Annotated in this window: 18 protein-coding genes; 2 read left to right on the top strand and 16 right to left on the bottom strand. The window is 70.4% G+C overall.

Translation table 11 applies throughout. The features are described 5' to 3' along the window. Positions 1-180: 180 nt before the first annotated feature. From hpf to H7I87_RS08595, 12 genes are all read right to left on the bottom strand, one after another. Positions 181-861: a ribosome hibernation-promoting factor, HPF/YfiA family gene (hpf, locus tag H7I87_RS08650; protein WP_009978732.1), complete on the bottom strand. Its 681-nt coding sequence runs from the start codon at positions 859-861 to the stop codon at positions 181-183. Positions 862-1,155: 294 nt separating this feature from the next. Beyond that, entirely contained in the window at positions 1,156-1,797 is a 642-nt protein-coding gene (locus tag H7I87_RS08645; protein ID WP_023860905.1) for a ComF family protein, read from the bottom strand. Between the two features lie 124 nt (positions 1,798-1,921). Further along, the gene (gene lpqB, locus H7I87_RS08640) at positions 1,922-3,679 is read right to left on the bottom strand and encodes an MtrAB system accessory lipoprotein LpqB (RefSeq protein ID WP_033724753.1); all 1,758 of its coding nucleotides are present in this window, start codon (positions 3,677-3,679) and stop codon (positions 1,922-1,924) included. Next, the gene (mtrB, locus tag H7I87_RS08635) at positions 3,679-5,376 is read right to left on the bottom strand and encodes an MtrAB system histidine kinase MtrB (protein ID WP_003878943.1); all 1,698 of its coding nucleotides are present in this window, start codon (positions 5,374-5,376) and stop codon (positions 3,679-3,681) included. The genes lpqB and mtrB overlap by 1 nt, the downstream gene beginning before the upstream one ends. 58 nt (positions 5,377-5,434) lie before the next feature. Next, positions 5,435-6,121 (bottom strand): two-component system response regulator MtrA, encoded by a 687-nt coding sequence (mtrA, locus tag H7I87_RS08630; protein WP_007168097.1) that lies wholly within the window; start codon positions 6,119-6,121, stop codon positions 5,435-5,437. Between the two features lie 80 nt (positions 6,122-6,201). Beyond that, a complete protein-coding gene (locus H7I87_RS08625; RefSeq protein ID WP_033727255.1) occupies positions 6,202-6,834 on the bottom strand; it encodes a dTMP kinase in 633 nt (210 codons plus the stop codon). A gap of 116 nt (positions 6,835-6,950) precedes the next feature. Continuing rightward, positions 6,951-8,441, bottom strand: a complete 1,491-nt coding sequence (ahcY, locus tag H7I87_RS08620; protein WP_003874564.1) for an adenosylhomocysteinase — start codon at positions 8,439-8,441, stop codon at positions 6,951-6,953. Positions 8,442-8,549: 108 nt separating this feature from the next. Then, the gene (gene alkX, locus H7I87_RS08615) at positions 8,550-9,182 is read right to left on the bottom strand and encodes a TetR family transcriptional regulator AlkX (RefSeq protein WP_003874563.1); all 633 of its coding nucleotides are present in this window, start codon (positions 9,180-9,182) and stop codon (positions 8,550-8,552) included. 15 nt (positions 9,183-9,197) lie between these two features. Next, positions 9,198-9,380: a rubredoxin gene (locus tag H7I87_RS08610; protein ID WP_009978741.1), complete on the bottom strand. Its 183-nt coding sequence runs from the start codon at positions 9,378-9,380 to the stop codon at positions 9,198-9,200. A 4-nt stretch (positions 9,381-9,384) separates the two neighbouring features. Beyond that, positions 9,385-9,558 (bottom strand): rubredoxin, encoded by a 174-nt coding sequence (locus H7I87_RS08605; RefSeq protein WP_011725947.1) that lies wholly within the window; start codon positions 9,556-9,558, stop codon positions 9,385-9,387. Then, the gene (locus H7I87_RS08600) at positions 9,555-10,802 is read right to left on the bottom strand and encodes an alkane 1-monooxygenase (protein ID WP_011725948.1); all 1,248 of its coding nucleotides are present in this window, start codon (positions 10,800-10,802) and stop codon (positions 9,555-9,557) included. Before H7I87_RS08600 ends, H7I87_RS08605 begins: the two co-directional genes overlap by 4 nt. Positions 10,803-10,923: 121 nt before the next feature. Beyond that, positions 10,924-12,441 carry an amino acid permease gene (locus H7I87_RS08595; protein WP_003874559.1) on the bottom strand — a complete coding sequence of 506 codons (1,518 nt, stop codon included), beginning with the start codon at positions 12,439-12,441 and terminating at the stop codon, positions 10,924-10,926. Positions 12,442-12,504: 63 nt separating this feature from the next. Between H7I87_RS08595 and H7I87_RS08590 the strand changes: the two genes are divergently transcribed. Continuing rightward, complete coding sequence (locus H7I87_RS08590) at positions 12,505-13,914, top strand: FAD-dependent oxidoreductase (RefSeq protein ID WP_011725949.1); 1,410 nt, start codon at positions 12,505-12,507, stop codon at positions 13,912-13,914. Here the strand turns inward: H7I87_RS08590 and manA are convergent. The 4 genes from manA to H7I87_RS08570 form a co-directional block, all read right to left on the bottom strand. Then, positions 13,892-15,118, bottom strand: coding sequence for a mannose-6-phosphate isomerase, class I (gene manA, locus H7I87_RS08585; RefSeq protein WP_003874557.1), 1,227 nt, complete (start codon positions 15,116-15,118; stop codon positions 13,892-13,894). The genes H7I87_RS08590 and manA overlap by 23 nt on opposite strands. 8 nt (positions 15,119-15,126) lie before the next feature. After that, entirely contained in the window at positions 15,127-16,227 is a 1,101-nt protein-coding gene (locus tag H7I87_RS08580) for a hypothetical protein (protein ID WP_033724752.1), read from the bottom strand. Then, complete coding sequence (locus H7I87_RS08575; protein WP_019733651.1) at positions 16,224-17,639, bottom strand: phosphomannomutase/phosphoglucomutase; 1,416 nt, start codon at positions 17,637-17,639, stop codon at positions 16,224-16,226. The genes H7I87_RS08580 and H7I87_RS08575 overlap by 4 nt, the downstream gene beginning before the upstream one ends. Before the next feature lie 111 nt (positions 17,640-17,750). Further along, complete coding sequence (locus H7I87_RS08570) at positions 17,751-18,197, bottom strand: DUF3499 domain-containing protein (RefSeq protein WP_180896997.1); 447 nt, start codon at positions 18,195-18,197, stop codon at positions 17,751-17,753. A gap of 186 nt (positions 18,198-18,383) precedes the next feature. On the opposite strand from H7I87_RS08570, the gene H7I87_RS08565 reads away from it, so the two are divergent. Beyond that, positions 18,384-18,806, top strand: a complete 423-nt coding sequence (locus tag H7I87_RS08565; protein ID WP_003874553.1) for a metallopeptidase family protein — start codon at positions 18,384-18,386, stop codon at positions 18,804-18,806. The last annotated feature ends 12 nt before the right edge of the window (positions 18,807-18,818 follow it).

Below are 18,818 nucleotides of genomic sequence, written 5' to 3'. Positions count from 1 at the left end.
CTGATTGCCCGGCTCCTGCGCATCGCGCTGCGCGCTCTGCGTCGTCGTCGGGCCGGATCGGGGTCTTTGGCGACACCCATCCTAGGTGACGTCGCTCTTTGGACGCCGAACGTCGACTCGTGGTGCGGATTCGCCCGAAATCGCGCAATAAAGTCGACGTTCGGCGGACGACGGGATCAGTCAGGCCAGGCGGATCAGGCCGTAGTCGTAGGCGTGCCGGCGGTAGACCACACAGGGCCGTTCGGTCTGCTTGTCCTGGAAGAGAAAGAAGTCGTGCCCGACGAGTTCCATTTCGTAGAGCGCGTCGTCGACCGTCATCGGGATGGCCGGGTGCTCCTTGGTGCGCACGATGCGCCCGGGCTCCCGGTCGAGCTCGGTGTCGGGCTCCACGCCGTCATGGTCGGCCGCCGGCTGCGGCTCACTGGGCAGCGGCGCGCGCGGGGGCACCGCGGTGGCGGCGGCCAGCGAGACCGGGGTCTTGTCGCCGTAGTGCACCTTGCGGCGATCCTTGACCCGGCGCAGCCGGTTCTCCAGCTTGTCGACCGCGGACTCGAAGGCGGCGTAGAAGCTGTCGGCGCAGGCCTCCGCCCGGCTGACGGGGCCGCGGCCGCGGGCGGTGATCTCCACCCGTTGACAGGACTTGCGCTGCCGCCGGTTGGGCGCGTGCTTGAGTTCGACGTCGAAGAGATAGATCGAGCGGTCGAACCGCTCGAGGCGGGCGAGTTTTTGCGAGACGTACAGACGGTAGTGATCGGGGATTTCTACGTTGCGGCCCTTGAACACGACTTCGGCGGTGGCCGTCGGTTGGCCTTGCCCGTCGGTGCTGGGCGACGACTGGTCCAGAATCTGACCGGAATCCACGGATAGCCTTGACATACGTGACAACTCGTTTCTCTTTCACGTCGCACGCGCCCTGCGTGCCCGGCTGATGTGATGCGCCGACGAGGTGAGAGCGGTTCGAGACTGGCTACCGCCGCAGGCTGCCCGCCGGAGCAAGGTGTCGATTACTCACCCCTTCCGCGTGGGTCTCAACCTGGAAATATCGCGACCAGTGAGTCGAACCAGAGTCGATGATGTTGTCCTCGACGTTAGCTCGTGTTCGGCTGCCGATGCCACTAATTTCGTCGAGCTGTTGCGTGTTCTTCACATCGCGATTCACGCCGCCGCGATCGCCAGCACGGCGGCGACCCGGGCCCCCGCCGCGTGCAGGACGCGCACCGACTCGCGCGCCGTCGCCCCAGTGGTGACGACGTCGTCGACGACGAGGACGTCGGCGCCCGGCAGCGGCGCGGGCCGGCCCCGCAGCACCACCCGGCCGGCGATGTTGCGTTCCCGCTCGGCAGTGCCCAGCCCCACCGAGTCGCGGGTGAGCGCCCGGATCCGCAACACCGAGGCGACGGCGATGTCGGGATGGCGGGCCACCGCGGCGCGCGCCAGCCGGGTGACGGGATCGCCGCCGCGGCGGCGCGCGGCCGACCGTCGTGTGGGGGCGGGCACGACGATCAGCGGGGTGGCGACGATGCCCCAGCACAGCAGCCGGTGCACCGCGACGGCCAGGGCGCCCGCCAGCGGCGCGACGAGGTCGGCGCGGCCGTGTTCCTTGAGCGCCAGGAGGGCGCGCCGCCGGGTGTTGGCGTAGCGGCCGAGCGCGAACACCGGGACGCCCGGGTCGACGCGCGGGTTCACCACGTGCGGTTCGTCGGGTTTGACGACCAGCTCGGCCGCGCAGGCCGGGCACCAGCGGGTCGCCGGCGCCGCGCAGCCGCCGCATTCGGCCGGCAGGAACAGGTCGAGCATGCCGCCAGTGTGGCGGGCGGGGGTGACAGGTGGCGCCCGGCCTTGCGGCCGCCCTGGCGATCGCCGCTAGCCCGACGGCGGCGACCCGCTGCGCCCGGCCTTGCGGCCGCCCTGGCGATCGCCGCTAGCCCGGCAGCACCGGCGCGGCGCCGGGCACCGTCAGCCCGGGCACCTCCGACCAGCCCTGCTGGCCGTCCGCCGACGGCGAATACTGCAGCACCCCTTGGGGACCCGCGACATAGGCGGTGGACGGGTTGGCCACCACCGTCGTCACCGGCATCTGCACACCGTGCGGCGGGGCGTCGGAGTTGACCCCGTCGAGGTTGACGTAGGAGACCGGGTGGCTGGGGTCGGTGCGGGTCACCACGATGTCGTCGCCGGTGCGCCAGGACAGCGACACCACCGAATTGCCCAGCCCGAAACCGAGCCGGCGCGGATACGTCAGGGCGTACTGGCCGGCCTGGGTCTGCTCGACGCTGGCCAGGATCACCTGGCCGCCGATCACCATCGCGGCGCGGGTGCTGTCCCGGGACAGCTGCAGGTCGGTGATCGGCCCCGGGAACCGGGTGGCCACCGCCACCGAGTCCACCGGCAGCCGGGCGGGCTGCCCGGACGCCGGCTCCTGAATTGCCCGCAGCACGTTGTTGCCGTCGACCACCACCCAGACCACGTCGTCCAGCGACCAGGTGGGCCGCGACAGGCTGTGCCCGTCGGCGGACTGCACCGCCTCGGCGCCCAGATCACCGACCCACAACGAGGCCGCCATGTCCGGGGCGCCGCGGTGCAGCGTCACCACCGACGCCACCTGGCGGCCGTTGCGCGACAGCGCGGCGCCGGTCTGATCGCCCATCCGCCCGAACGCCCCGGGCACCACGACGGTGTGCTGCCCGTCCAGCGACACCAGTGACCCGTTCACCAGGGCATGCAGCCCGGCACCCGCTCCGTCGGCGACGCCGGGGTCGGTGGCGGCCACGTCGGAGGTGGTCCAGCCGTCGCGGAACCGGTCGTCCAGCGGCGCGCCGTCGGCGTTTATCACGTACGGGCCCCGGATGTCGGCCCGGGCCAGGGTCCAAATGATCTGTGCCGCAACCAATTGCCTGCTGTGCGGATCGGTGGTGGACAGCTTCTCCAGGTCGATGCGCGCGCCGCCGTAGCCCCGTCCGATCCCGCTCTTGCCGCCGTCGGCCCGGGTCACCGGCCCGCGCAACCGCAGCGGCGGGGCCAGCAGATTGCGCACCGTGTGCGCCATCTCGGGCCGCGGCCCGGCGATCAGCTTGGAGACCAGCTCGGTGGCCAGCTGATCGTGGTCGGGCACCGCGACGTAGCGCGGATCGGGCACCACGGTCTTGCCGGTCGGGTCGGCGAAATACAGCGTGTTGCGCTTGTAGGTGGCCTGGAACTGCTGCCAGTCCAGGAAGACCCCGTTGGGCAGGCGGTCGATCCGCCAGCCGCCGGAGGTCTTGACCAACTCGATCGGCCCCGGGTCGGGCAGCACCCCCTCGGCGGTCTCGAACACCCCCATGTCCGACAGCGAACCCAGAATGTCGGCCCGCATGGTCGCCGAAACACGTTCGGCCGCACGGGTTTCCACGAACACGACGTGGTCAATCAGCAGCGCGCTGCCGGCGTCGTCCCAGGCGTTGGACGCCGACTGGGTGAGGAACTGGCGCGCCGCCAGATGCCGGTTCGCGGGATCGGCTGTGGCCTTGAGGAATTCGCGCAGCAACACGTCGGGGTCCATGCCCGGGGTGGGCTTGGGCAGGTTCGACGGCGCCGGCCGCTCGACGGTGCCGATGGCTTGCGGCGCCGACGAACTGGGCACCCCGGCGCAGCCGGCGAGCAGCACGGCCAGCATCAGCAGGCCCAGGAGCTTACGCCCCATCACAGCGACCTTTCGGCGTGCTCGCGTTGGCGCGCACGGTCTTTCGCGTGTTGCGGGCCGGTCGACGGGGACTGCCCACCGGACGGGGACGGCTGCGGGATCGGCTTCATCGGCAGCGGGCTGGTGGTCACCTTGTGGCCGCGGACCAGCGGCAGGGTGAGCCGGAAGCACGAGCCGACGCCCGGTTCGCCCCACGCCTCCAGCCGGCCCTGGTGCAGCCGGGCGTCCTCGATGCTGATCGCCAGGCCCAGGCCGGTGCCGCCGGAGCGGCGCACCCGCGACGGGTCCGCCCGCCAGAACCGGCTGAACACCAGCTTCTCCTCGCCGGGTCGCAACCCCACCCCGTAGTCGCGGACGGTGACCGCGACGGTGTCCTCGTCGGCGGCCATCCGGATCTTGACCGGCTTGTGCTCGGCGTGGTCGATGGCGTTGGCGATCAGGTTGCGCAAGATCCGCTCCACCCGGCGGGTGTCGACCTCGGCGATGACCTCCTCGGCCGGCAGCTCCACCTGTAGTTCGATGCCGGCATCCTCGGCCAGATGCCCCACGTTGCTCAGCGCGCTCTGCACCGTGCTGCGCAGGTCGACGGCCTCGACGGACAGCTCGGCGACCCCGGCGTCATGCCGGGAGATCTCCAGCAGGTCGTTGAGCAGCGACTCGAACCGGTCCAGCTCGTTGACCATCAGCTCGGTGGAGCGCGCCAGCGTCGGATCGAGGTCGGCGCTGTGGTCGTAGATCAGGTCGGCGGCCATGCGCACCGTGGTCAGCGGGGTGCGCAGCTCGTGGCTCACGTCGGAAGTGAAGCGGCGCTGCAGGTTTCCGAACTCCTCCAGTTGGGTGATCTGCCGCGACAGGCTCTCGGCCATGTCGTTGAACGACATCGCCAGCCGGGCCATGTCGTCCTCGCCGCGCACCGGCATCCGCTCGGACAGATGCCCCTCGGCGAACCGTTCGGCGATGCGCGATGCCGAACGCACCGGCACCACCACCTGCCGCGACACCAGCAGCGCGATCCCGGCCAGCAGCACCAGCAGCACGGCGCCCCCGGTGATCATAGTGCCGCGCACCAGCTGGATGGTGGCCTGTTCGTTCTTCAGCGGGAAGATCAGGTACAGCTCCAGGTTGGCCACTTGGGAAGAGGCCGGGCTGCCGACGATCAGCGCCGGCCCGGAGAACCCGTCGGTGTGCACGGTGGCGTACTGGTAGGACGCCTGCCCGGCCTTGACGAAGCCCCGCAGCGAAGCGGGCACCTGATCGACGGGGCCGGCCGTGGTGGCCGCGCGTGGGCCGTCGCCGGGCACCATCAGCACGGCGTCGAAGGTGCCGGCCGTCCCCGCCCCCGAGGCTGAATCGGTCTTAGATGTCAGCGTGTTGCGGGCCAGCTGCAGGCTGCTGTCCAGCGAGCGCGCCTCTTCGCCGTTGACGATCCCGCCGACCGTGGTGCGGGCCCGCTCGATCTGCTCGATGGCGGCCTTCACCTTGACGTCGAGCACGCGATTGGTGACCTGGGACGTCAGCACGAAGCCCAGCGCCAGGATGACCGCCAGGGACAGCCCCAGGGTCAGCGCCACCACCCGCAGCTGCAGCGAGCGCCGCCAGGCCGTGCCCACCGCCCGGCTCACCGCGCCCATGCCGCGAGTCATCGGACCGGAGCGCCCCCAGCGGCTCCGCGTACGTCGCCGGGAGCCCCACATCATCAATGACGCCGCTCCTCAGCATCACTCCGTTCTGCATCTTCGCCGGCGCAGCCGGCGATCACGGAGGTCCGGCCTTGTAACCCACTCCTCGAACGGTCAACACCACGGTCGGGTTCTCAGGGTCTTTCTCGACCTTGGCCCGCAGACGCTGGACGTGCACGTTCACCAGGCGGGTGTCCGCCGGGTGCCGATAGCCCCACACCTGTTCGAGCAGCACATCACGAGTAAACACCTGCCGCGGTTTGCGCGCCAACGCCACCAGCAGGTCGAATTCCAGCGGGGTCAACGAGATCTGCTCGCCGTTGCGGGTGACCTTGTGCGCCGGCACGTCGATCTCCACGTCGGCGATGGACAGCATCTCGGCGGGTTCGTCGTCGTTGCGGCGCAGCCGCGCCCGCACCCGGGCCACCAGCTCCTTGGGCTTGAACGGCTTCATGATGTAGTCGTCGGCGCCCGACTCGAGGCCCAGGACCACGTCGACGGTGTCGGTCTTGGCGGTCAGCATCACGATCGGCACGCCGGAGTCGGCGCGCAGCACCCGGCACACGTCGATGCCGTTCATGCCCGGCAGCATCAGGTCCAACAGGACCAGGTCGGGGCGCAGCTCGCGCACCGCGGTCAGGGCCTGGGTGCCGTCACCGATGACCGCAGTGTCGAAACCCTCCCCACGCAGCACGATGGTGAGCATCTCGGCGAGCGAAGCGTCGTCATCGACGACGAGAATCCTTTGCCTCATGGAGTCCATGGTGTCACCAGATCGGGACAAAATTGGGGCGCCACACGGGCGTTTCTTCTCGGATACGGCCGAATCGTGACAAATCTGTGCTATTCGGCCGCCAAATCGGCGGCCAGCCGGGCCGGGTCGACGTCCGCGTCGACGACCCGCCAGGCACCGCCCCAGCCCGCGGCGGCCAGCTGCGCGTACACCGCGCCGGTGCGTTGCTGCAGCCCGTCGTCGCGTTCGTAGCTGTCCCGCGCGCGGCCCGGATCGGACTCCGCCCGGCTGCGTGCGCGCTCCGCGGCCAGCTCGGCCGAGACCGCCAGCAGCACCTGCCGGTCGGGTGCGGGCAGTTTCAGCCGCCCGTACTCCAGGGTGTGCACCCAGGCGACCGCGGGCCCGTCGACGTCCTGGTGCAGGCGCGCGGCGGTATAGGCCGCGTTGGAGGCGACGTAGCGGTCCATGATCACCACGTCGTGGTCACGGCGCAGGCCCTCGATGTCGCCGACGGCCGCGGCCCGGTCCAGCGCGAAGAGCATCGCCATCGCGTACACCGACGACGCCAGGTCGCCGTGCTCGCCGTGCAGCGCCTCGGCCGCGATGTCGGCGGTCACCGAGCGCCCGTACCGCGGGAAGGCCAGCGTGGCCACCGACTGTCCCGCCGCCTCGAAGGCCTTGCGCAGACCCTCGGCCAGTGTCCGCTTGCCGGCGCCGTCGACGCCCTCGATCGCGATCAGCACGGCGCGAGCCTATCGGGCGGCCGAACGTGAAGTTATCTTCACGCTCGGCGCCGAACGTGAACTTAAGTTCACGCTCGGGCCGCCGACGCTGTGGCCGCCGGCGCCCGGCAGCGCGCTCAGTAGCGGTAGTGGTCGGCCTTGTACGGGCCGTCGACGTCGACGCCGATGTACTCGGCCTGCTCCTTGGTGAGCTTGGTCAGCTCGCCGCCCAGGGCCTCCACGTGGATGCGGGCCACCTTCTCGTCGAGGTGCTTGGGCAGCCGGTAGACCTCGTTGTCGTATTCGTCGTTCTTGGTCCACAGCTCGATCTGGGCGATCACCTGGTTGGAGAAGCTGTTGCTCATCACGAACGACGGGTGCCCGGTGGCGTTGCCCAGGTTCAGCAGCCGGCCCTCGGAGAGCACGATGATCGACTTGCCGGTGTCCGGGAAGGTCCACAGGTCCACCTGCGGGCGGATGTTGGTCTTGATGGCGCCGGACTTCTCCAGCCGGGCGATCTGGATCTCGTTGTCGAAGTGGCCGATGTTGCCCAGGATGGCCTTGTCCTTCATCGCCTTCATGTGCTCGAGGGTGATGATGTCCTTGTTGCCGGTGGCGGTGATGACGATGTCGGCCTCGCCGATGACGTCCTCCACCCGCTTGACGTTGTAGCCCTCCATCAGCGCCTGCAGCGCGTTGATCGGGTCGATCTCGGTGACGGTCACCCGGGCGCCCTGCCCGGCCAGCGACTCCACGCTGCCCTTGCCGACGTCGCCGTAGCCGCAGACCAGCACGTTCTTGCCGCCGATCAGCACGTCGGTGCCGCGGTTGATGCCGTCGATCAGCGAGTGCCGGCAGCCGTACTTGTTGTCGAACTTGCTCTTGGTGACCGAGTCGTTGACGTTGATCGCCGGGAACGCCAGATCACCGGCCGCGGCGAACTGGTACAGCCGCAGCACCCCGGTGGTGGTCTCCTCGGTGACGCCCTTGATCGACTCGGAGATCTTGGTCCACTTGGTCTTGTCGGTCTCGAAGCGCTCGCGCAGCAGGTTGAGGAACACCCGGTGCTCGGCGGAGTCGTCCTCGTCGTCGGGCGGCACCACGCCGGCCTTCTCGTACTGGGCGCCGCGCAGCACCAGCATGGTGGCGTCGCCGCCGTCGTCGAGGATCATGTTGGCCGGCGCCTCTGTCCCGTCCGCGAGCGGAGGCCAGGTCAGCGCCTGCTCCGCGGCCCACCAGTACTCCTCGAGCGTCTCGCCCTTCCACGCGAACACCGGCACGCCCCGGGGCTCCTCGGGGGTGCCGTGTGGGCCGACGACGACCGCCGCGGCGGCGTGGTCCTGGGTGGAGAAGATGTTGCAGGACGCCCAGCGCACCTCGGCGCCCAGCGCCACCAGCGTCTCGATCAGCACCGCGGTCTGCACGGTCATGTGCAGCGAGCCGGAGATGCGCGCGCCCTTGAGCGGCTGCACGTCGTGGTACTCCCGGCGCAGCGACATCAGACCCGGCATCTCCTGCTCCGAGAGCTCGATGTCGCGGCGCCCGTAGTCGGCCAGCGACAGATCGGCGACCTTGAACTCGATGCCGTTGCGAACGTCGGGGGTGAGCGCGTTTTCGGTCGTCGTCATGGGTTCTCTTCCTGTTCCTGCCGTCCGGGGATCACTGGGTAATTAGCTTAGGTATGTTCTTGCGCCACTGTAGTCGCGGGTCGGCGCCCCGCCGCGGCCAGGGAACGCTCACCCGACGTTGACGACGCCGTGCCGCTCGGCGAACGGCGTCATCAACCGGGCCAGATCGGCGGCCACGTCGTGGTCGGCCTCCGGCGGCATCGACACGTAGCTCAGCGCCAGCCGCACGATGGCGCGGGCCAGCACCCCGGCGTCCTCGTCGGTGGTGGACACCCAGGTGTGCGTCAGCGCCGAGGCCAGCCGCGCCGACGCGCGGGTGATGATGACCGCGCTGTCGGTGGTGATCAGCTGCAACAGGTCGGGCTTGGCGACGCCGGTGCGCAGCGAGGTCACCAGCGGGTCGGCCGCCGCGTCGGCGAAGAACCTGCGGAAGGCGTCCAGGAACGACTCGTAGATGTTGCCGACGTGGGCGTCCAGGGCCTCGTGGATGGTGTCGACCAGGCGGTCGGCCAGGCGCAGCGCGTACCCCTGCGCCAGGCCTTGCCGGGAGCCGAACTCGTTGTAGATGGTCTGACGGCTGATGCCGGCGGCCCGGGCCACGTCGGACAGCGTGATGGCCGACCAGTCCCGGGTCACCAGCAGATCCCGCATCGCATCCAGCACCGAGTCACGCAGCAGGGCGCGCGACGCCTCGGCGTACGGCATCCGCTTCACAGCCGCGACAATATCGGGTTTGGGCATCGGGTTTCAGCCCGATCAGGGCCGCGCCACTTCCACCATCTCGAAGTCGCTTTTCGCCGCGCCGCAGTCCGGGCAGCTCCAGTCCTCCGGGATGTCGTCCCAGCGGGTGCCCGGGGCGATGCCGTCCTCCGGCCAGCCCTTGGCCTCGTCGTACTCGAATCCGCACTGCACGCAGACGAACAGCTTGTAGTCGCTCATCGGTTCACTCCTGTCCAATCAGGTTTTCGAAATCGACCTTCTCGCGCACCGCGCAATCGGGACAGCACCAGTCGTCGGGGATGTCGGCAAACGGAGTCCCGGCCGGAAAGCCTTCCCGCGGAGCACCTTTGGCCTCGTCGTAGATGTAGTCGCAGCCGGGGCAGCGGTAGCGGGTCATGCCGTCACCACCGGGTAGCGGGCCAGCAGCTTGGCGCGCCGCCGCGGCGACACGTTGACCCGGGTGATGTCGCCGCCGTAGTGGGCCAGCACCCGATGGTCCATCACCTTGCGCCACAGCGGCGGGAAGTAGGTGAGCGAGATCATCGACGCGTACCCGCTGGGCAGGTTGGGCGAGCCGTCCAGGCTGCGCAGCGTCTGGTAGCGCCGGGTCGGGTTGGCGTGGTGATCGCTGTGCCGCTGCAGGTGGTAGAGGAACAGGTTGGTGACGACGTGGTCGGAGTTCCAGCTGTGCTCGGGCGTGCACCGCTCGTAGCGCGCTTTCCCCGAAGGGGAGTCGATCTTGCGCCGCAGCAGCCCGTAGTGCTCCAGGTAGTTGACCGCCTCGAGCAGGCTGAAGCCGAACACCGCCTGGATGACCACGAATGGGATGAGCCCCGGGCCGAAGACCGCGATCAGCACGCCCCACAACACGATTGACATCGCCCAGGCGTTGAGCACGTCGTTGGACGGGTAGGTGAGCGGGTTCCACGGGTTCTTGCCGAGCCGGCGCAGCCGTTGGGCTTCCAGCCGCAGCGCGGAGCGCAGGCTGCCGAACACGCTGCGCGGCAAGAACTCCCAGAAGGTCTCCCCGAACCGGGCCGATGCCGGATCCTCCGGCGTGGCCACCCGCACGTGGTGGCCGCGGTTGTGCTCGATGTAGAAGTGGCCGTAGCAGGTCTGGGCCAGGGTGATCTTGGAAAGCCAGCGCTCCAGCGAGTCCTTCTTGTGGCCCATCTCGTGCGCGGTGTTGATGCCGACGCCGCCGAGCACGCCGACCGACAGCGCCAGCCCCAGCTTGCCCGCCCAGCCGAGGCCGCCGTGGAAGCCCAGCCAGCTCAGGTCGGTGGCGGTGAACAGGTAGGCGCCCAGGATCACGCTCAGGTACTGGAACGGGATGTAGACGTAGGTGCAGTAGCGGTAGTACTTGTCGTTCTCCAGCCGCTCCATCACCTCGTCGGGCGGGTTCTGGCCGTCGGGGCCGAAGCGCAGGTCGAGGATCGGCAACAGGATGTAGAGCAGGATCGGCCCGATCCACAGCGGCACCTGGGCGGCGGCGTGCCAGCCCAGCCGGTTCAGGGCCCAGACCAGCGGCAGCATCACGAACAGCGCCGTCGGCGCGATCAGCCCCATCAGCCACAGCCGGCGCTTTTTGTCCCGCCAGGCGGCCGGTTCCGAGGGTTGTTGCAGGTCAACGGTGGTCATTGGAAACCTCCTTGTGAGTCACACCACGTTGGAGGTTGACAATACCGGCGTTTGCGTCTCCTGTCTAGACAAAAGACGCCTGTTTGTAAAGCCAGGTGGCTTTAAGTGTCTTTAAGTGGCTTTACGGCACCGGGCTGTTGGGGTCGGCCGCCAGCGCGTCGCTGCGGTCGGGTTCGCCGGCGTCGCGACGGCCCTGCACCGAGTGCCAGTAGCCGTAGCCGGCGTAGATCGCCGTGCCCACCACCAGCCAGATGCCGAACCGGACCCAGGTAAGCGCGGTGAGGTTGAGCATCAGCCACACGCAGGCGCCGATCGAGGCGATCGGCAGCACCGGCACCCACGGCGCCTTGAAGCCCCGCTCCAGGTCCGGCCGGGTGCGGCGCAGCACCATCACCCCGGCGGAGACCAGGACGAAGGCGAACAGCGTTCCGACGTTGACCATCTCCTCGAGCTTGGTGATCGGGAACACCGAGGCTGTCACCGCCACCACCAGGGCGACCAGCACGGTGATGCGCACCGGCGTGCCCCGCGACCCGGTCTTGGCCAGCGCCCGCGGCAACAGCCCGTCGCGCGCCATCGCGAACAGCACCCGGCACTGACCGAGCATCAGCACCATCACGACCGTGGTCAGCCCGGCCAGTGCGCCGATGGAGATGATCTTGCTCGCCCAGTGGATGCCGTTGGCGGTGAAGGCGGTGGCCAGGTTGGCCTGCCCGCGGCCCGGCATCGTCTTGAGTTGGGTGTAGGACACCATGCCGGACAGCACGACGGCGACCGCCACGTAGAGCAGCGTGACGATGCCCAGCGACGCCAGGATGCCCCGGGGGACGTCGCGCTGCGGATGCTTGGTCTCCTCGGCCATGGTGGCCACGATGTCGAACCCGATGAACGCGAAGAACACGATGGACGCCCCGGCCAGCACGCCGTACCAGCCGTAGTGGCTGGTGTGCGCCCCGGTCAGCAGCGACAGCACCGACTGGTCGATGCCCTTGGCCTGGCCGCCGGCCTCCGGCTTGGGGATGAACGGCGAGTAGTTGGCGCGCTTGATGTAGAAGACGCCGACCACCACGACGAACACCACCACCGACACCTTGATCCCGGTGATCACCGCGGAGAACCTCGACGACAGCTTGGTGCCCAGCGCGATCAGGGTGGCCACCCCACCGACGATCACCAGCGCACCCCAGTCGAGCTGGGCGGCCCCGAATTTGACTGTGCCGCCGGAGAATCCGAACACCGTGCCCAGATAGCTGGACCAGCCCTTGGCCACCACCGCGGCGCCGATGGCCAACTCCAGCAGCAGATTCCAGCCGATGATCCAGGCCAGGAACTCCCCGAAGGTGGCGTAGGAGAAGGTGTAGGCGCTGCCGGCCACCGGCAGGGTGGAGGCGAACTCGGCGTAGCACAGCGCCGCCAGCGCGCAGGTGCCCGCCGCGATCACGAACGACACCCAGATGGCTGGGCCGGTGATGTCGCCGGTCGTCGACGCGGTGACGGTGAAGATGCCGGCGCCGATCACCACCGCGACGCCGAACACGACCAGGTCCCACCAGGTCAGGTCCTTGCGCAGCCGGGTGTCCGGCTCGTCGGTGTCGGCGATCGACTGTTCCACCGACTTCGTCCGCCATCGACTGGCCATTCAACCGCCCTTTCCCAACGCTGGGAGCCATTGGTCCGTCACAGTACTGGGTAGTCTCCGCAGATGCCGGACGGCAAAGCAAACGCGCGGGAGCACGCGCTGGTCATCGGGGGAAGCATCGCCGGCCTGTGCGCGGCGCGGGTGCTGTCGGAGTCGTATTCGGCGGTGACGGTCTGCGAGCGCGACGAGTTGCCGGCCGCGCCGGCCAGCCGGGCGACCGTCCCGCAGGACCGGCACCTGCACCTGCTGATGGCGCGCGGGGCGATCGAATTCGAGAAGCTGTTTCCCGGCCTGCTCGACGACATGACGGCCGCCGGCGTGCCCCGGCTGCACAACCGGCCCGAGTGCATCCATCTGGGCGCCGCCGGCCACGTGCTGGGCACCGGGCAAACCCTGCGCGACGAGTTCACCGCCTACGTGCCCAGCCGTCCGCAGCTGGAATGGCAGCTGCGCAAACGGGTGCACGCCATCGGCAACGTGACGGTGCTGCGCCGCTCGGTGGCCCAGCCGCGGTTCGACCCGGCGCGAGCGCGGGTGACCGGGGTGTGGCTGGACCCGGTCGCCGGCGGGTCCGCGGAGTTCGTCGCCGCCGATCTGGTGGTCGACGCGGCGGGGCGCGGCACCCGATTGCCGGTGTGGTTGTCGCAGTGGGGTTTTCAGCGCCCACCCGAAGAGGTGATCGACATCGGCATCAACTACGCCACCCAGCACTTCCGCATCCCCGACGGGCTGATCGCCCAGAAGGTGGTGGTGGCCGGCGCCTCGCACGACGAGCCGCTGGGGCTGGGCATGCTGTGCTACGAGGACCGGGTCTGGGTGTTGACCACGTTCGGGGTGGCCGACGCCAAACCGCCCCGCACGTTCCCCGAAATGCTGACGCTGGCGCGCCGCTTGCTGCCCGCCCACTTCGGCGACGCGCTGGCCCGGGCCGAGCCGCTGGGCGATCCCGCGTTTCACGCCTTTCCGGCCAGCCGGTGGCGCCGCTACGACAAGCTGGACCGCGTCCCGGCCGGCATCGTCGCCCTCGGCGACGCGGTGGCCAGCTTCAACCCCACCTTCGGCCAGGGGATGACGATGACCGCGCTGCAGGCCGGTCATCTGCGCCGCGCGCTGCGATGCCCCGACGACCGGCTGGCCGCGGCGCTGTACCGGGCCACCGCCAAGACCACCTTCCCGGTGTGGACGATGAACGCCATCGGCGACGTCACCTTCCACCACGCCACCACCAAACGACCCGCCCCGTGGTGGTGGCGACCGTCGGGCGCGCTGTTCGACCAGTTCCTGGGCGCCGCCGAGACCGAACCCGTTCTGGCGGAATGGTTTCTGCGCCGGTTCTCGCTGCTGGACAGCCTCTACCTGATCCCGCCGCCCCGCATCGTCGGGCGCGCCGTCGGGCACAACATGCGGCTGTGGCTGGGGCAGCGCCGCGGGGCGGGCCGGCCGGGGACCGCTACAGCCCGACCGTCGCCCTGAACAGCTTGGTGGGTTCGTGGGCGACCAGCCGGATCGGGGCATCGTCGGCGGCCACCCAGGCGGCCATGCCGCGCTTGAGCCGCAGCGAGCCGGATTTGCCGTGCACGGTCGTGCAGCCCTGGATGCACAGCAGGATCTGCGGGCCGTCGTGGCTGCAGGTGGCGTCCACCTCGTGGCCGACGTACTCGTCCTCCAGCTCCAACAGCGCGACGGCGAACTCGTCGGTCGGGGTCTCATAGATCCGCCCGAAGCCCTCGCGCCGCACGCGCGGGCGCAGCTGGTCCTCGGTGGTGGGCGCGAAGTCGAGCACCCGCAGCAGCTCGGGCACGTCGACGTGCTTGGGGGTCAGGCCGCCGCGTAACACGTTGTCGGAGTTGGCCATCACCTCCACGGCGAAGCCCCGCAGATAGGTGTGCAGGTTGCCGGCCGAGACGAAGATGGCCTCGCCCGGGGCGAGGCTGACCCGGTTGAGCAGCAACGCCGCCAGCACCCCGGCGTCGCCGGGATAGCGCTCGCCCAGCTCGAGCACGGTCTTGGCCTCGGCCGCGAATTCCGTTGCGCCCGAACTGAGGTAGGCGATTGCGCCGTCCAGCACGGCGGGCACCAGCACGTCGATGTCGGGCTGCGGGGCGGTGATCCAGGTGGTGAACAGCGCGCGCAGGCCGTCGGCGTCGGACTGGTCGCCCAGCAACTCGATGAAGGGATCGAGATCGGAGACGGCCAGCGCCCGCAGCAGCTCGACGGTGCGCGACGCCGGGCGGAACCCGGCCAGCGCCTCGAACGGATACAGCGCGACCAGCAACTCCGGCTTGTGCGAGGTGTCGCGGTAGTTGCGCACCGGCGAGTTCAGCGGGATGCCGAGCCGCTCCTCGCGCAGGTAGCCCTCGGCCGCCTGCTCGGCGCTCGGGTGTGCCTGCAGCGACAGCGGCTCGTCGGCGGCCAGCACCTTGACCAAAAACGGCAGCACGTCACCGAACCGGGCCCGCGACCCCGGACCGAGCTGTCCCTCCGGGTCGGCGCGCAGCGCGTCGAGCAACGTGATCTCGCCGTTGTCGGTCTCCAGCCAGGCCGGGTCGCCCGGGTGGGCGCCGAACCAGAGTTCGGCCTCCGGATGCGCCGCCGGCACCGGTCGTTCGGTGAATTCGGCGATGGCGGTACGCGAACCCCATGCGTATGTTCTCAAAGCCCCGCGAAGCAGCTCCACTGTTCTATCTATCCCCGCACCAGTCGCATGTAAACGGCGGCCATCTCCAGCCGGACGGCCAGCACCGCCAGCTGCTGCTCGGTCCGCCCGGGCCCGCCGAGTGCGGGTGACACGCCGGAGCCGGCCGAGCCGCCGGGGCCGTCGGGCACATCCTCGGCGGCCAGCAGGTACACGTCGTCGAGCCCGGCCGTGCGGGCGGCCACCACCGTCTGCTCGGCGGCCAGCACCACCGCCAGCACCCGCAGCCGGGGTGGCAGCGGCCCGTCGATCTGCTCGTCGTGGAACAGCGCGGCGTCCGGATCCTCCAGGGCGCGCGGCACCGCCGCGCGCATGGCGACCACCGCGTCGGGCAGCCCGGTGGCCGGGGTCACCTGGTTGGCCACCCGCAACAGCACGGAGCTGCCGTGCCGGGCCAGCGCCAGGGTCGCCGCGCTGTCGCCGGCCAGCGCGACCTGGCGATCGGCGATCCGCGCGGCCAGCAGCTTGGCCGGGTTGGTGAACAACTCGCGCCCGGCGCTGTTGCGCAGCGCCTCGGCGTCCAGCTCGTCGGCGAGCAGCCCCAGGTCGACGCTGGGCCGCGGGTCCACGGCGTGGACCACCGCCAGCCCGGCGGCCAAATACCGGCACAGGCCGAACTCGTCGGGCACCCACAGTCGGGGCGCCAGCACGGCGGCGCGGCCCGCGGTGGAATCGCGCAGCGGTCCCTCGTACGGCGCGACGACCACCACCCGCGCGCCGCGGCGGACCCCGGTCGCGGCGGCGGCGACGAGCGCCGGGTCGCCGGGGTCGTCGCCGGCGACGACCAGCACGTCGAGCGGGCCCACCCACGGCGGCGCCTCGCCGGCCAGCGCGAACGGCTGCGAGGCCACTCCCCCGAGCGTCGCCGACAGCATCACCCCGGCGGTCTCGGCGGTTCCGCGGCCGGCCACCCAGATCACGCTGCGCGGCCGGTCCTCGACCCGCAGCGGCTCCAGCGCGCCCTCCTCGACCGCGGTGGCGATGGCCCGCACCTGCGCGCCGGCCGACGACGCGGCCCGCAGCAGGCCGTCGCGGTCGGCGCTCAGCAGGCCCTCGGTGTCCTCCAGATCGATTGCGCGGGTGGCGTTCACGGCGCCGCCCCCGCGTCCGCCTCGGTCGTCGTTCCCGCGGTGATCGCGGCGATCTCGGCGCTGATCTGGGCGACCACCGCGGCGACGTCCTCTGCCGTGCGGCCCTCCACGTTGAGCCGCAGCAGCGGTTCGGTGTTGGAGCTGCGCAGGTTGAACCAGCTGCCGTCGCCCAGGTCCACGGTCACCCCGTCCACGTGGTCCAGGGAGTGGATCCGGGTGCCGAACGACCTCAGCACCGCTTCGGTGCACTGCCCGGCGTCGGCGACGGTGAAGTTGATCTCGCCGGACGACTCGTAGCGCTGGTAGTCCGCGGTCAGCTCGGACAGCGGGCGGTCCTGTTCGCCGAGGGCGGCCAGCACGTACAGCGCGGCCAGCATCCCGGAGTCGGCGCCCCAGAAGTCGCGGAAGTAGTAGTGCGCCGAGTGCTCGCCGCCGAAGATCGCGCCGGTGTCGGCCATCAGTGCCTTGATGTAGGAGTGCCCCACCCGCGAGCGCAGCGGGGTGCCGCCGCGCTCGCTGACCAGCTCGGGCACCGCGCGCGAGGTGATCACGTTGTGGATGATCGTCGCGCCGATCTCGCGGCCGAGTTCGCGGGCGGCCACCAGGCTGGTCACGGTCGACGGCGACACCGGGTTGCCGCGCTCGTCGACCACGAAGCAGCGATCGGCGTCGCCGTCGAAGGCCAGGCCGATGTCGGCGCCGGTCTCGCGCACGTAGGCCTGCAGGTCGACCAGGTTGGCCGGGTCCAGCGGGTTGGCCTCGTGGTGCGGGAAGGAGCCGTCGAGCTCGAAGTACAAGGGCGCCAACGTGATCGACTCGATCGGGCCGAGCACCGCGGGCGTGGTGAGGCCGGCCATGCCGTTGCCGGCGTCGACGGCGACCCGCAGCGGGCGCAGCCCGGAGGTGTCTACCAGCGAGCGCAGGAACCGCCCGTAGTCGGCCAGCACGTCGCGGTCGCCGACCGATCCCGGTGGCCCGTCGTAGTCCTCGACGCCGGCGATCACGTCGTCGGCGATGATGCGCAACCCGCTGTCGGCGCCGACCGGCCGGGCGCCGGCGCGGCACAGCTTGATCCCGTTGTAGGCCGCCGGGTTGTGGCTCGCGGTGAACATCGCGCCGGGGCAGTCCAGCAGGCCGGAGGCGAAGTAGAGCTGATCGGTGGACGCCAGCCCGATGCGCACCACGTCCAGACCCTGCCCGGTCACCCCGGCGGCGAACGCGGCGGCCAGGGTGGGTGAGCTGTCGCGCATGTCGTGGCCGATGACGACCTGGCCGGCGCCCTCGGCGCGCATCAGTTTGGCGAAGGCCGCGCCGAGGTCGGCGACCAGCGGCTGGTCGAGCTCTTCGCCGACCAGCCCACGCACGTCGTACGCCTTGACGACACGGTGGACAGTCGCGGCGGGCCGGGACATGCGGGACTCCTGACGACGTGAACTCTTGGCCGCCAGCCTATCGGGCCGGGGAGAACACCGGCCGCCGCGGTGCGCGCGGATTTGGGTGCGCCCCCATCGGGTGCGGCCGGGTCAGTCGCTGGGGTCGGGCAGCACCCGCAGATGCCCGCGGCGCCGTCCGGAACGTTGCTCGGGCGGGGCGATCAGGCTGCTGCTCGGCGCGGTGGCCTGGGCGCCGCCGGGGTGAAGGTGCGGATCGCCGAAGCCGTTTCGGGGCACCGCCGCACCGGCGTAGGGCAGCGTGCGTTCGGCCGAACCGCCTTCGCGGACCGCGTCGGCGAGGGCGACCAGGTCGTCCTCGTCGGGGTGCGTGGGCAGCGGCCCGGCGTGGCGCACCAGGTCCCATCCGCGCGGGGCGGTGATCCGGCCGGCGTGGTTGACGCACAAATCCCAGGAATGCGGTTCCCGTGCGGTCGCCAGCGGGCCGACGACTGCCGTCGAGTCCGAGTAGACGAACGTCAGGGTCGCCACGGCGTAGTGCGGGCACCCGGGCCGGCAACAGCGACGGGGAACGTTCACGCTCGAAAGGCTATCGTGCGCAAACGCCGCCGAAGCGCCGGACACGCGCAACGCCGCGGCCCCCGATGTGTAACCGTTACCATCGGCCCGATGAGTGAATCCCGTGGCGATTCGCGCAGCTCCGGCCGAAGCGGCCGGTTTTCGCGACGATCGGCTCCGCGCCGGCTCTCGCGCAGGGGCCGCGACATGCGCGGCCCGCTGCTGCCGCCTACCGTGCCGGGATGGCGCAGCCGCGCCGAACGCTTCGACATGGCGGTGCTGGAGGCCTACGAACCCATCGAGCGGGACTGGCAGGACCGGCTGGCCGACCTGGACGTGGCGGTCGACGAGATCCCGCGCATCTCGGCCAAGGATCCCGACAGTGTGCAGTGGCCGCCGGAGGTGATCGCCGACGGCCCGATTCCGCTGGCCCGGTTGATCCCCGCCGGTGTCGACATCCGCGGCAACGCCACGCGAGCGCGAATTGTGTTGTTCCGCAAGCCAATTGAGCGACGGGCCAAGGACACCGTGGAACTCGGGGAATTACTGCACGAAATCCTGGTGGCCCAGGTCGCCATCTACCTCGACGTGGAACCCTCGGTCATCGACCCGACGATCGACGACGACTGACCCCCGGTCGTT

Source organism: Mycobacterium timonense, assembly GCF_025821985.1.
Classification (GTDB): Bacteria; Actinomycetota; Actinomycetes; order Mycobacteriales; family Mycobacteriaceae; genus Mycobacterium; species Mycobacterium avium.
The sequence above is the reverse complement of the archived record's forward strand: the minus strand, read 5'-3'. Positions and strand labels throughout refer to the sequence as shown.